The organism is Oceanotoga sp., from assembly GCF_030445905.1.
Classification (GTDB): Bacteria; Thermotogota; Thermotogae; order Petrotogales; family Petrotogaceae; genus Oceanotoga; species Oceanotoga teriensis.
In genome coordinates this window covers 50,161-62,856 of sequence record NZ_JASUSU010000006.1, presented here as the reverse complement: position 1 = coordinate 62,856, position 12,696 = coordinate 50,161, and the positions used below count along the sequence as shown (strand labels likewise).

General features: G+C 26.4%; 10 protein-coding genes. 5 read left to right on the top strand and 5 right to left on the bottom strand.

Annotated elements, in window-relative coordinates; genetic code table 11:
• Positions 1-45: 45 nt before the first annotated feature.
• Both PWP28_RS02985 and PWP28_RS02980 read right to left on the bottom strand, forming a co-directional pair.
• Complete coding sequence (locus PWP28_RS02985; RefSeq protein WP_109605498.1) at positions 46-486, bottom strand: DUF188 domain-containing protein; 441 nt, start codon at positions 484-486, stop codon at positions 46-48.
• Positions 487-2,196 carry a M3 family oligoendopeptidase gene (locus PWP28_RS02980; RefSeq protein ID WP_240597598.1) on the bottom strand — a complete coding sequence of 570 codons (1,710 nt, stop codon included), beginning with the start codon at positions 2,194-2,196 and terminating at the stop codon, positions 487-489. It lies immediately after the preceding gene.
• A 335-nt stretch (positions 2,197-2,531) separates the two neighbouring features.
• Between PWP28_RS02980 and PWP28_RS02975 the strand changes: the two genes are divergently transcribed.
• On the top strand, positions 2,532-2,702 hold the full coding sequence (locus PWP28_RS02975) for a hypothetical protein (RefSeq protein WP_305081513.1): 171 nt from the start codon (positions 2,532-2,534) through the stop codon (positions 2,700-2,702).
• 48 nt (positions 2,703-2,750) lie between these two features.
• Here the strand turns inward: PWP28_RS02975 and PWP28_RS02970 are convergent, their stop codons facing one another.
• Genes PWP28_RS02970 through PWP28_RS02960 form a run of 3 tightly spaced genes read right to left on the bottom strand, consistent with a single transcriptional unit; the run spans position 2,751 to position 7,740 of the window.
• Positions 2,751-4,247: a hypothetical protein gene (locus tag PWP28_RS02970; RefSeq protein ID WP_308644229.1), complete on the bottom strand. Its 1,497-nt coding sequence runs from the start codon at positions 4,245-4,247 to the stop codon at positions 2,751-2,753.
• Positions 4,248-4,261: 14 nt separating this feature from the next.
• Positions 4,262-5,023, bottom strand: a complete 762-nt coding sequence (locus tag PWP28_RS02965) for an outer membrane lipoprotein-sorting protein (RefSeq protein WP_109605490.1) — start codon at positions 5,021-5,023, stop codon at positions 4,262-4,264.
• Positions 5,024-5,025: 2 nt separating this feature from the next.
• The gene (locus PWP28_RS02960) at positions 5,026-7,740 is read right to left on the bottom strand and encodes an MMPL family transporter (RefSeq protein WP_308644228.1); all 2,715 of its coding nucleotides are present in this window, start codon (positions 7,738-7,740) and stop codon (positions 5,026-5,028) included.
• Between the two features lie 160 nt (positions 7,741-7,900).
• Here PWP28_RS02960 and PWP28_RS02955 point away from each other — a divergent pair, with 160 nt between their 5' ends.
• From PWP28_RS02955 to PWP28_RS02940, 4 genes are all read left to right on the top strand, one after another.
• On the top strand, positions 7,901-8,653 hold the full coding sequence (locus tag PWP28_RS02955; protein WP_109605487.1) for a transposase: 753 nt from the start codon (positions 7,901-7,903) through the stop codon (positions 8,651-8,653).
• A 16-nt stretch (positions 8,654-8,669) separates the two neighbouring features.
• Positions 8,670-10,007, top strand: coding sequence for a TldD/PmbA family protein (locus tag PWP28_RS02950; protein WP_305081510.1), 1,338 nt, complete (start codon positions 8,670-8,672; stop codon positions 10,005-10,007).
• Positions 10,008-10,018: 11 nt separating this feature from the next.
• On the top strand, positions 10,019-11,251 hold the full coding sequence (locus PWP28_RS02945) for a metallopeptidase TldD-related protein (RefSeq protein ID WP_308644227.1): 1,233 nt from the start codon (positions 10,019-10,021) through the stop codon (positions 11,249-11,251).
• 166 nt (positions 11,252-11,417) lie between these two features.
• The gene (locus tag PWP28_RS02940; RefSeq protein ID WP_308644226.1) at positions 11,418-12,689 is read left to right on the top strand and encodes an L-serine ammonia-lyase, iron-sulfur-dependent, subunit alpha; all 1,272 of its coding nucleotides are present in this window, start codon (positions 11,418-11,420) and stop codon (positions 12,687-12,689) included.
• Positions 12,690-12,696: the final 7 nt, after the last annotated feature.

Below are 12,696 nucleotides of genomic sequence, written 5' to 3'. Positions count from 1 at the left end.
TAATATAATTATAACATAATAAAAAAGAACAATCTGATATAAAAATCAGATTATTCTTTTTTTGATAAGATTTAAAAAAATTTCTTTAAATTTTTCATCATTTTCATAAGTTCTTTTCGCCGGTCCTTTTATTCTCTTATGCTTTTTTAATTGTTTTTGATTTAAGTATCTTTTCATCATAAGTATATCTATATTATTTTCATCTATTATTTTACCATAAAAATCTATGCAAAAAGTTTTTTTTGCTAAAGCCATTGATGCAAGTCCATAATCATTTGTAACAACTATATCTCCATCATTGGAATCATTAACTATTTTAAAATCTGCAGAATCTTTTCCACTTGCAACAACTATATTTTTTGAGTATTCAAAATTTATAATATGTGATTCATCAAAATACATATTTACATTGATATTAAACTTTTTTGCTATTTCTATTATTATTTCTTTTACGGGACATGCATCTGCATCAACTAATATTTTCATCTATATATTTGAAAGCTCTCCTTTTATAAATTCGACAAGACTTTTTACATAATCTCTTGAAAAATCAAATTTTATTCCAGCCGTTTCATATATATCTTTTATTCCCTTTGAATATCCGAGTTTTAAAAAATCATCATACATTTTTATAGCACTTTTTCCATTTTCTTTATAGTTTTTGTATATTGCTATTGCTCCCAATTGAGACATCGCATATTCTATATAATAAAAAGGAACTTCAAATACATGTAATTGTCTCATCCATTTTATTTGTTTTTCTTTTTCAAGATCTGACCAATCTATTCCCTCATCAAATCTATCAACTAATGAAGCAAAGTATTCATTTCTTTCTTGTACTGTGTGATTAGGATTTGTATAAATCCAATGTTGAAATGCATCTATTATCATTACCCAAGGTAATGTCTTTAAAGTACCCTCTAATTGATCTCTCTTAGCTTTTTTTAAGTCATTATTTTCATCATAATATTCAGATAAATAATCTAAAGTTAAAAGTTCCATAGACATAGAGGCTAATTCAGCAACTTCACTTGGTACATCTCTGTACTCTGATATTCTTATGTCTTGAGCGGCAAAAGCATGCATTGCATGGCCTGATTCATGTAAAAGTGTTCTAACATCATTGTTTAGTCCTATTGCATTCATAAATATAAAAGAACCTCCACTTTCACTTAAAGGATAAGAATATCCACCGGGAGCTTTTCCTTTTCTATTTTCAAGGTCTAAATGACCACTATTTTTCATCATTTCAAGTTTTTTTCCATATTGAGGATCTACTTTATATAAAATTTTAATGGCTTTTTCAACAAATTCTTCATTATTTTTAAATGGTTTTAATATTTTTCCATCCAAATCAACATTCATATCCCATGGTCTTAACGATTCTATTTCTAATTTTTGTTTTCTTTCTTCTGAAAGTTCTTTTAAAAATGGAATTACTTCTTTTTCAACTGATTCATGAAATTCAAATAAATCTTCAGGAGTATAATCAAATCTTGCTTTTGCCTTATGCATATAATCCCTATAATTATCATAATCTGCATTTTTTGCCATATTTATTCTTAATTTTAATAATTGATCAAATACTTCTTGTATTTCGGCTTCTTTTTCTATAATTGCTTTTGATGATTTCATAAATGCTTTTTCTCTTATAGATCTATCTGGATTTTTAGAATATATTCCCATTTGAGATAAAGTTTTTTCTTCACCATCAAAATTTATAATAATTTTGGATATTATTTCTCCATATTTACTACTTATTTCTTGTTCTTTTGCATTTAATTCTATATTTTTCTCTCTAAATATATTTATAGAATTAGATATGAGATTCTTCAAATGATCATATTTATGATCAAGTTGTTTAAATCCTTTTGAATCATATAATTGTTTTTTCAATTTAAAATCATAACTTGCCGAAGGAGCTATCACTTGTGAATAAAATCTATTGAATTCCTGTTGTATTTCTGGCTTATCTGCGTTACATGACATTTTTATATATTTCCAAGCCATCTCTTCAGAAATTATAGATTCAAGTTCATCTTTAATTTCTATGAATTTTATAACTTCTTTTTCTTCATTCAAATTCATATTTTCAAGCTTTTTGTACTCATTTTTTAAATCTTCAAGAGTTTTAATTTTAAAAGATTCATCATAATATTTTCTTTCTCTTGGTTCAACTTTTTCATTAGTATACATAATTCTTCCTCCTTCTAAAGGTTAAATAAATTATATCATATTTTATACTTGATAAAAATGGTGGCTATGTTGAAGCCAATCCAAAATCCATCAAAATAGAAAAAGGTCAACCTATAATAAATCTTCCCGAACCTCCTAAAAGAGGTCGCTTAGCATTTGATCATTGGGATTCAAATCCTGATGGAAAAGGCTACAACATCGATGCATTAACAATTATAGATAAAGATATAACAGCTTATGCTCAATGGACTCTCTATAATTTTTCTTTTTCAACATTTAAAAACACCGGTATAGATAATATTGGATGGTATCCTATTGATAATTATGAATATATATTGATTCATGTAACCACACTTGAAAATTATAAAATAGATAAAATCAATATAGTGATGGATGGAAAAAAATATGAAACAAATCAAGAATGGTCAAAGATAGAATTTGATGATTCACTCGATACTCTTTTTACATTAAAAGTAACGGCAAGTGCTACTTTAATTAGTAATTAATAAAAAATAAAAAAAAACACGGGATTAAATCCCGTGTTTTTTTAGAACTTAAAAGTAAGCTTTAAACACAAATGATACTGAATTTAAACTCTCCATAGCATTCAAAGCATGTGCATCATCTTCAGCATATGCATAGCTCAAAACTATAGAAGGTTCGAAATTATCTATTCCCTTATAAGAGAGTTTGGTTTTTAATTGATATCCAGGTTTCCATTCATCATTTATTTTTGAGAATGCTACTATTCCAGCACCTTCAACTGCAAAATCTTTTATATTTGATTTTATATATAAATCTCCACCCATTGAAATTTTATCTTTAAATTCTTCATTTGGAAGACCATTGAAATATTCTGCACCTAAAGTCAAATCTTCACCTTTTGTATATTCTGCTCCAAGTACTGTTTTTACATAAGCTTTTTCGAATATTTGTACATCTTCTTTTGATTTTTTTACTATTGGTTTTAAATCTTTGTCATATGTTGGAATTTCTATATTAACTTCTACATTTTCATTTTCTGGAATTATCAAAGCTGCTTCTCCATGGTATGAAATTGAATCAATAAAGTTTGAAACTCCTTGATAATCTAATGTAACAACATTTCTATAAGGTCTATAATATTGAACTGTTGATGTTGCTTCACCCAATTTATCATATTTATAATCTATCGTTTTTGGTACTAAAAATTTATAATGATCGAAAGCATAACCCAATTTAACATCAAAATTCATAATACTTGTTGAAACTTTTGCTGAATAATTTGAATTTGCTAAATTTAATTTATCTTCATTTTCATATGTTTTTTCAATATCTTTTACAACATATTCTGTTGGAATTATTTTTGCAATACTTTTTATATAAGCTGCTGTCATAGGATCTGTACTTTCTATTGCTGATGCTTTTTTATTTAAAGTTTCTTTTGCATTTTTCGCTTCAGTAGCTATATTTTCATTAACCCCTCTGTTTATTTCATTTGTTAAAGCTTGTGGATACAACAATGCTGATGGTATATCATCATTTGTTTTAGGAATAAAGTTTAATTCATATGCAAAGTTTCCTAAAAATCCTGTATAGTTTAATCCATCGATTGCAATAGCTTTATTGTTTTCAAAAGGATTTATTAAATCATGTGCTGCTAAAATTACTGATGGACTATAGAGTGTTGAACTACCTGTTGCTGGTAAAAATCTTCCAAATTTTAAAGTACCATAATTCATATAAATAGATGCATAAGCTTCATTTATATTGTATAAAAAATATGGTTCTGATATATTGCTTAAACTATTGAAATATGTATTATATTTTCCTAAATAATTTCCCATCATATCTGGCATTTTTCCTATATTTATTGAAACAAGATCTCCAGTAGTCTTAAAGTATATACTTCCAACTTGTTTTTCAAGATCAATTGTCGTTTTTAACCCTTGATATGTTGTTGAAGCATCTTCAGAAAAATTATAACCATATAGATAATCTAATGTTCCATTAAATGAGAAAGCTGTTGCTAAAGTTAAGACAGTGACTAAAGTTATTAAAAGTTTTTTCATCTTTTATCCTCCCCTTATTGTATTCTTAAAACTGGTTTTGATATATTCATTTTATTAAAAAATCTATTTGTAATTCCAATATCAAAGTCTGCTTTTTTTATATCTAATACTGTTGAATGATTTGAAGTTAAGTCTGTTAATTCTATATGTGAATATAATTTATGTCCTTCAAAATCTTTTAAATTTGTAAAACTCATAGTCTTTATATGTTCATCTTTTTGATTAAAAAAATCAACATCTTTTATAAGCATATTTTCTTTTTCTACAATAGCTACTATTCTTCCATAATCTGTATCTTCATCTTCAGGAATTATTTCAACTTTATAAAAATTATTATTATCTTCTAACAAATTTGATGTATAATCTCCTGATTTTTCATTATATAATAATGAAATATCTGAATATTTTAAATCAGATCCTACAAAATTTCCATTTTTTGCTCCACCTGATATTCTTTTCGTTTTTCTATATGCAGGCATATATATATATATTTCATCATCTGATAATGTCAATAGAGTTATCATTTTAACTTCAGCTGGAGTATTAAATCTAACTAAAGCTAAAGAATCATCATTTTCTTTTAATAAGAACATATCGAACTCTCTTGCTTTTTCATTTCCATTGGCATCTATAAGTTTCATTGTTATTTGCGATTTTTGGCTATCAAAATCATCATGTTCATCTTTCACCATATCGAGAACTTCTTTTCCTGTAACTGCAAAAGCCATACTTAGTGCGAATACTGATAATAAAATAGTTGTTATAATTTTTTTCATTGTTAATTTCCTCCTTTATCTTTAAGTTTCTTAATTATTTTTGATCCTTTTGAAAATTTTCCTAAAATTTTATCACTCAATAAAGTCATAACCATTGGAAATATAGTTAAAGTTAGTATAGGTGCTATTATCATAGCTGATGCAGTTAAAATTCCAAATTGTCTTAACATACCTATATCTGAGAATATAAATGTTGCAAATCCCAATACTACCGCTAATGAATTTATTATTATAGCTCTTCCAGATGTAGCTGATGTTTTTACTGCAGCTTGAAACTTATCTCCTAAATTTGCATACTCTATTTTAAATCTTGTTAAATAATGTATAGTATAGTCTATACCTGCACCGATTGTTATAGATGCAATTGTAACTGTAGCTGCATTTAAAGATATTCCTGTCATTCCCATTATTCCAAAATTTGATAGTATTGTTAATGATATTGGAATTAAAGATAATAATCCTACAAATATAGATCTCATTTGAATTGAGAATATTATAAATACAAATAAATAAGCTAAAATCATTGATTTTGTTTGATTATCAAATATCATGTCATTAACTTCATTTGCAAGTATAGGGATACCTGTTATTCTTACATCTAATTTGTTATTTCCACCTTGAACTGGAACCTGTAAATCATTTACATATTGAGATAATTCTTTTATTTGTTCATCATTGAGTCCTACATCTATATTTTTTATTTTTGAATATGCAAAATCCGATTTTATTTTTGCTTCATTTTCAAATGTATAATATTCAAAATATTCAGATAGAAAATCATTTTCTCCACCCATTAAAAATGCTTTTAATTCATCTTTAGTTATTTCTTCTTCTCCATAATTAGTTATATATTTATTAAAATCATTATAAAATTTATCAAAATTCATCTTATCTATTATTTTTAAAACATTCATATTTTTTACATCTACTATGTTTTGGGTTAATGTATCTTTGTATGATCCGCCTCTTGCATAAACAAATCTTCTTATTTCATTTTCAAATGCTTTTAAATGGTCTGAATTTGATGTATCAAAATCTTCTACAGAATATTCTTTTAAAATATACTCTTTTTCAAAGTTTAAAAGTTCTTCATATATACTTTCAACTCTATTAAATATTTCTGTATTAACCATTATTTGAGCCACTGATTCATTGTCTTCTGCTTTTAATATTTTATCTATACCTTCAGATCCTTCTATGAGCATATAATTTTGTTCTAATGCTGCATTAGATCCTGGTATATATTCTGTACCTGTAAATCCTTTTGTTAGTTTAGCAACAACCTCTGATATATCAGTTGTTTGAGAAATAATATTGAATGATTTTGAATAAGTTATTATATCTCTTAAAGATCTGTTAAAATAAAAATCTCTAAATGAATTATCTCCATCAGCTTTAAAATCTATAAATATATAGTCATTTCCTCCAAAATTGTTTCTCAAGAACTTTGAACTCTGAACTATTTCTGTTTTATCATTTAAGAAATTTTCTATTTGTGTGTCTGCTGTTATTTTAGGGATATATAATGAAAATAACACAATGAAAACTCCTATAACAGTAAATGTTGTAACTCTATGATAAACAATGCCATGAGTTATTTTCTTTAAGAATGGACTTTCTCCTTCTTCAGACATCTTTTTTCTTGGTTTTGGAGATATTATCAATAAAATTGATGGTACGAGAATAGTCGCTGAAAGTAGTGAAATAGCTATACCTATGGATGTAAATATTCCAAGCTGCCATACAGGTTTTAAATCCGCTGTTAAAAGTGATAAAAATCCTGCGATTGTAGTAAATGCACTCAATAATACAGCTGTTCCAACTGTTTTTACTGTTTCATTTACCGCTTGTTCTCCAACAAGTCCTTTTTGTACTTCTTCATAATATTTGCTTATTATATGAATTGCATAAGCTGTACCAATTCCAACAACAGCAACGGGAACTGCAGCAGTAGTTGTATTAAATGTAAGACCACTTAAAACCATTATTCCCACTGTCCAAATATCAGCTATCGCAACAGATATTATAGGTAATATTACTCCAGTAGCTGTTCTAAAACTAAAGAATAAAACAAGAGCCACTAAAAATGTAACTAAAGGAACAAGTGTTCTTAGATTAGCTTTTACTATGGATTCTATTTCACCATTTGCAAGAGGTGTTCCAAGTAAATGATATTTAATATTTGAATTTTCAAATATTTCTCTTACTTCATCCCCTATTATTAATCCATCAGCATCATCTTTTAAACCTATTATTATCAAAACATTATTTCCATCATCTGATATAAATTTTCCTTTTAACATTTCATCTGACATTATCATTACTTTTGCTTCATCTGAATCATAATCTTTTAAATCTAAAGATGATTTTAAATTTCCAACGGAAATTTCTCCAAATTCATTTGAATTTATTCTTGGAGCATTAATCAATGAAATAACATTGTCTACTCCCTCTAATTCTTTCAATTCATCAGATATATCTTGAATATCATTCAAATGTTTTGAAGCATCTTCAAATTCAACTGCCGATAAAATAAGAGTATTTAATCCAAAATTTTCTGACACCTCATCATAAATTATTTTTTGTGGGTCGTCTTGTGGTATATATTTTTTTATATCATCTTCTACTCTTACTTGAAGAGCAAAACTTCCAAGAAACAAAGTTACTACAGTAAATAAAATTATGTATGTCCACGACTTTTTCTTGTTCAAGTGCATAAAGCTTCTTCCTCCTTTGGTGGCAAATAGTAAATACATTTTCTTTCATACATAATTTACACCCTTTAGTTTACAAAATTCTTTCAAAATAAATAAGATTTGGTGGCAGATAATTAATACTTATTAAAGATGATAGAATAGAAATAGGAGGTGATCTAAAATGGATAAACCATTTTTCAAAGCTTCTTCTGACAGTGAAGCAGAGGATAAAATGCTTGATATGGGAATTTTAAAGTATAAAGAAGTATGTCCTTATTGTGGAAGTACAGAGATTTATCATATTAGAAGAAATCATATAAAATGTAAAAAATGTAGACGTGAATGGAGTAAATATAAAGATTCCCTTTTAGAAAATATAAGGATTAAACCTTTAACTTTTTTAAGAATAATCGAAAAAATTGCAGAAGGAACTTTATTAAAAAATATTTCTGATGATCTAAAAGTTTCTTATAATACGGTTTTAAAAGTTAGAAATAGAATTAAAAATCAAATAATTAAAGAAGTTTTTAAGCTTGAAAATGTTGATGGAAATATTTTAATAGGGATAAAAATAGTTGAGGATTATTTAAAATTTGAAGTGGTCAAAAACTTAAACTTTTCCATTATAAAATCAAATAACGTTTATAAAATAGGTAGAATCTATTTTATAGAAGATTATGAAGATTTTGACCATTTGATAGTAATAAGTGAAGAATCCATTGAAAAGTTAGAAAAAATGTATAGAGTTCCAAATATTGATGATTTTAAAAATGAAATTAAACAATTTTTAGAGGATTTTTCTGATAAAATAAAGAGGGGAAAGATAATAAACTCACCTACAATACTTTATACTATAGCTCAAAGTGCTTTACAATATAAGCATGAAAAAGATTATATTGTAGAACTTTTCCTCAATGCTTTTCAAAAAGCTTAAAAAAAGGGGGGATAGAATGTACAAATTTCATGATGGTTTATACACAGATGTTAGAATAGAAAATACATTTGAATCTAATATCGAAGTCACAAATGAAAGATTAGATAATATGAAAGAAAATGACTATTCGGGAGCCTTTATCAGAATTTTTGATGGTAAAAAATGGTTTTATTCTTCTTTAAATGATATAAGTAAAATTCAAGAAGAAATAGATTCTTTATCAAAACTCGCTTCAAAAGATATGAACATAAATAATAACCCTATAGTTAAGAAACTTCAATCTAATAAAGAAAAAATCTCTTTTTATAAGGATAATAGTGTGAGGGATATTTCAATTGAAAAAAAATTATCAGATCTTTCATCATGTTTTGAAATTTTAAAAAGTTATGACTTAATAACATTATGGAAAGCTAATTACATGGATTTGAATATACATAAAGAATTTTATTCAAGCAAGGGGTCTAATCTAAGTTTTGATTATCAAAAAGTCGGGTTTAGATTTGGTTGGAACCTTTCTTTCAGAGATGAAAAACTCTCTGAAATATTTGATGGTTCTGATAATTTCTATAGTATTATGAGTTTTAAAAAGGATGATCTCATAAAAAAAATAGATCAATCTATAGAATTCATTAAAAATTCGAAAAACATAAAACCTGGTAAATATACAGTTGTACTTTCACCTTTAGCTGCTGGAATTTTTGCACATGAAAGTTTTGGTCATAAATCAGAAGCAGATTTCATGATTGGTGATGAAAAGATGAAAAAAGAATGGAAGTTAGGAAAAAAGGTTGGAAGTAGTATATTGAGCATAGTTGATGATGGAAATGAAAAGGGGAATGGATTCGTACCTTTTGATGATGAAGGAAATAAAGCCCATAAAACTTATCTTATAAAAAATGGAATTTTAAGTGGTAGATTACATTCTTCTACAACGGCTGCCGATCTTGAAGAAGAAACTACTGGAAATGCAAGAGCTTTAGATTTTGAATACGAGCCTATAGTTAGAATGACAAATACCTATATAGAACCGGGAAAATTATCTTTTGAAGAATTGATCTCTGATATAAAAGAAGGAATTTTTATAGATAGTATATCTCATGGTTCTGGTATGTCAACTTTTACTATGGCACCAAATATGTCTTATTTGATAAAAGATGGAAAAATTGCAGAACCAGTAAAAATTTCTGTAGTAACTGGAAATGTCTTTGAAACTTTGAATTTAATTGAAAATGTTTCAAAAGAATTCAAACTACTTTCTTTTTCTATGGGTGGTTGTGGAAAGTTAGAACAAATGCCTTTACCTGTAGGATTTGGTGGTCCTTATGTAAGGGTTAAAGAACTTAATGTTCAATAGGGGGAATTTTTATGATTAAAGAGTTTTTTAAAATAAAAATCAATGAAACGTTTATAAAAATAGCCGATACAAAAGTAGAATCTATTAGAAAAAAACAAATTGAAGAAAATGCTTTAAGACTTTATAATGATGGTTTTATAGGAATAGCTGGAAAAATGGGGAATTATGAAGAAGATGAATTGATTAAAAAAGCTGAAAAAGCTTTGGATTATAAAATACCATATGATTTTAAACTGACTGAAAACGAAAATTTAAGTCTGAAATTTGGAAAAGATGTAATATCAAATGATTTATTGTTAGAAAAAACAGAAGAAATTCTTGAAAAGTTTAGAACTAATATTCCACAATTTATTTTTTCTTTTGGAATTAAAAAAATTAATAAAATAAAGTATTTAAAAAATGATTTAAAAACTGAATTAAAATCAGAATTAAATTATTATTCTTTAGGCTTTTTGATTAAAGATAAAAATTCTTCTAATATAATGGATTCTTTTTCTGGATATGATGGATTTGAAGATAACTTTAATAAAGCTTATGAAATCACAGAAAAAATATGTAAAACGCATTTAAAGAACATCGATATAAAAAATGGGACTTATCCTATAATATTTTTTGAAAATGAAGGTCTACCAAAATTAAAATTCTATCATGATTTACATGGAATGATATTTGGTTCTGGAGGCTCTATATTTTCTAATAAAATGAATGAAAAAATTTTTGCAGAGAATTTTACATTATATCAATCAAATAATCCTCAAGATAATAATTTCTCACATTTTTTTGATTCAGAGGGTACTTTTGAAAAAGTAGGATTTAGAACAGCTTTAATTGAAAATGGAATTTTAAAATCTCCTTATACAGATAAAAAATCTTCAAAATTATTCAATCTTCCATTAACTGGAAGTGCCGGTGGAGAGTATGATTCAGTTCCTTCAATTATTCCTTGTAATTTTAAAATAAAAAATACTCACAAATCATTAAAAGATATTTTAAATGGTAAAAAAGCAATACTATGCCATTTAGCCTCAGGAGGAGATTTTACTTCTGATGGTGTATTTGCATCTCCTGTACAAACAGCTTATTTGACAGATGGTGAAAGTTTATTGGGTAAGATACCAGAAATAAATATTTCTTCTGATATTTATAAAATGTATGGAAAAGATTATCTTGGAACATGTAATAATACTCTGTTTGATGATAATCAAACTATAAATGTAATTAAAATGAAAGTTGAAAAACTTTAAATCTTTAGAACCTTTTAGTTTTAATCTTAATCTAAAAGGTTCTTTTTTTATAATTTTGATTTTATTTGTCTTTAAACCATATTTTTAATCAAATTATAAAATTGACTATTAGGTAAAAAGTATTTAAAATGTATATATAGAATATAAAAAGATTGGGGATGTAAATATGATAAAAGAATATTTAACAGAAGAAGTAAAACCAGCTATGGGCTGTACGGAGCCCGCTGCAGTTGCTTTATCTGTAGCAAGGGCAAAAAAAGAATTAAAAGAAAAAATTTCAAAAGTGGAAGTAATAGTCAGCAAAAGTATATATAAAAATGGTTTATATGTTTCAATTCCTGGAACTAAAGGTTTAAAAGGTAACAAAACAGCAGCTGCTTTAGGTGCTGTTATATCTCCAGATTTATTAGATCTAAACCTTCTTTATTATTCAAAAGAAAAAGATAAAAAAGACGCTCAGGATCTCATAAAAAATAATAGAGTAAAAATAAATTATTGTGAAGAACCTGGAATTTTTATACATGCTATTGTTGAAGATATATATAATAATATATCAGAATGTATAATACGTAATTCACATACTGGTATAGAAAAAATTATATTAAATTCAAAAGTTATATTTTCTTCTGAATCAGAGGGAAATATTAAGAAAAATTTTTTTGAAAAATATAATCTTGAAAATATATCTTTAGAAGAAATAATTAATATTTCTTCTGATATGGATTCAAAAGACATTGATTTTATATTTCAAGGAATAGACTTAAACATGAAAGCTGCTAATTATTGTTTAAATAAGAATGATAAATTTGTAGAAAAAACTGGGATTGTATTGAGTGAAATTTTTTCTGATGATATATTATCAGAAAAAATAAGAAAGTTTTCTTCAGCTGCTTCTTTTACAAGAATGACTGGTGCAGATATAACCATAATGAGTTCCGGAGGTTCTGGAAATCAAGGCATTGTAACAACTATTCCAGTATATTTATTTGGAAAAAATAATTCAAACACAGATGAAGAAATCGCAAAAGCCGTTGCAATTAGCCATTTCCTATCGGGATATATAAAATATATAGTGGGAAAGCTTGCACCTATTTGTGGTGCTTTTTACTCAGCTGGTGCCGGAGCTACTGCTGGAATAAGTTATTTAATGAATAAAAACATCAAAAAAATGCTTTGTGCAATAGATACTATGATTTCAAACACAACTGGAGTTATATGTGATGGAGCAAAAGAAAGCTGTGCATTTAGAGTTGGAATTGCAGCACATGAAGCTTATATATCAGCATTGATGGCAGATAAAGAGCTTTATGTGGATACTAATCAAGGCTTTATAGGTAATTGTTGCAGTGAAAGTATAAAAAATATACAAAAAATGAATTTAAATGGAATGAAAAAACTTGATACACTTATAATATCGATACTTGAAGGAAGAAATTGAAAAAGAG

Bases quoted from the DNA above. Each gene is read 5' to 3' on its own strand.
- PWP28_RS02945 (WP_308644227.1), top strand. From the start codon at position 10,019: ATGATTAAAGAGTTTTTTAAAATAAAAATCAATGAAACGTTTATAAAA.
- PWP28_RS02970 (WP_308644229.1), bottom strand. From the start codon at position 4,247: ATGAAAAAACTTTTAATAACTTTAGTCACTGTCTTAACTTTAGCAACA.
- PWP28_RS02940 (WP_308644226.1), top strand. From the start codon at position 11,418: ATGATAAAAGAATATTTAACAGAAGAAGTAAAACCAGCTATGGGCTGT.
- PWP28_RS02985 (WP_109605498.1), bottom strand. From the start codon at position 486: ATGAAAATATTAGTTGATGCAGATGCATGTCCCGTAAAAGAAATAATA.
- PWP28_RS02965 (WP_109605490.1), bottom strand. From the start codon at position 5,023: ATGAAAAAAATTATAACAACTATTTTATTATCAGTATTCGCACTAAGT.
- PWP28_RS02955 (WP_109605487.1), top strand. From the start codon at position 7,901: ATGGATAAACCATTTTTCAAAGCTTCTTCTGACAGTGAAGCAGAGGAT.
- PWP28_RS02950 (WP_305081510.1), top strand. From the start codon at position 8,670: ATGTACAAATTTCATGATGGTTTATACACAGATGTTAGAATAGAAAAT.
- PWP28_RS02980 (WP_240597598.1), bottom strand. From the start codon at position 2,196: ATGTATACTAATGAAAAAGTTGAACCAAGAGAAAGAAAATATTATGAT.
- PWP28_RS02960 (WP_308644228.1), bottom strand. From the start codon at position 7,740: ATGCACTTGAACAAGAAAAAGTCGTGGACATACATAATTTTATTTACT.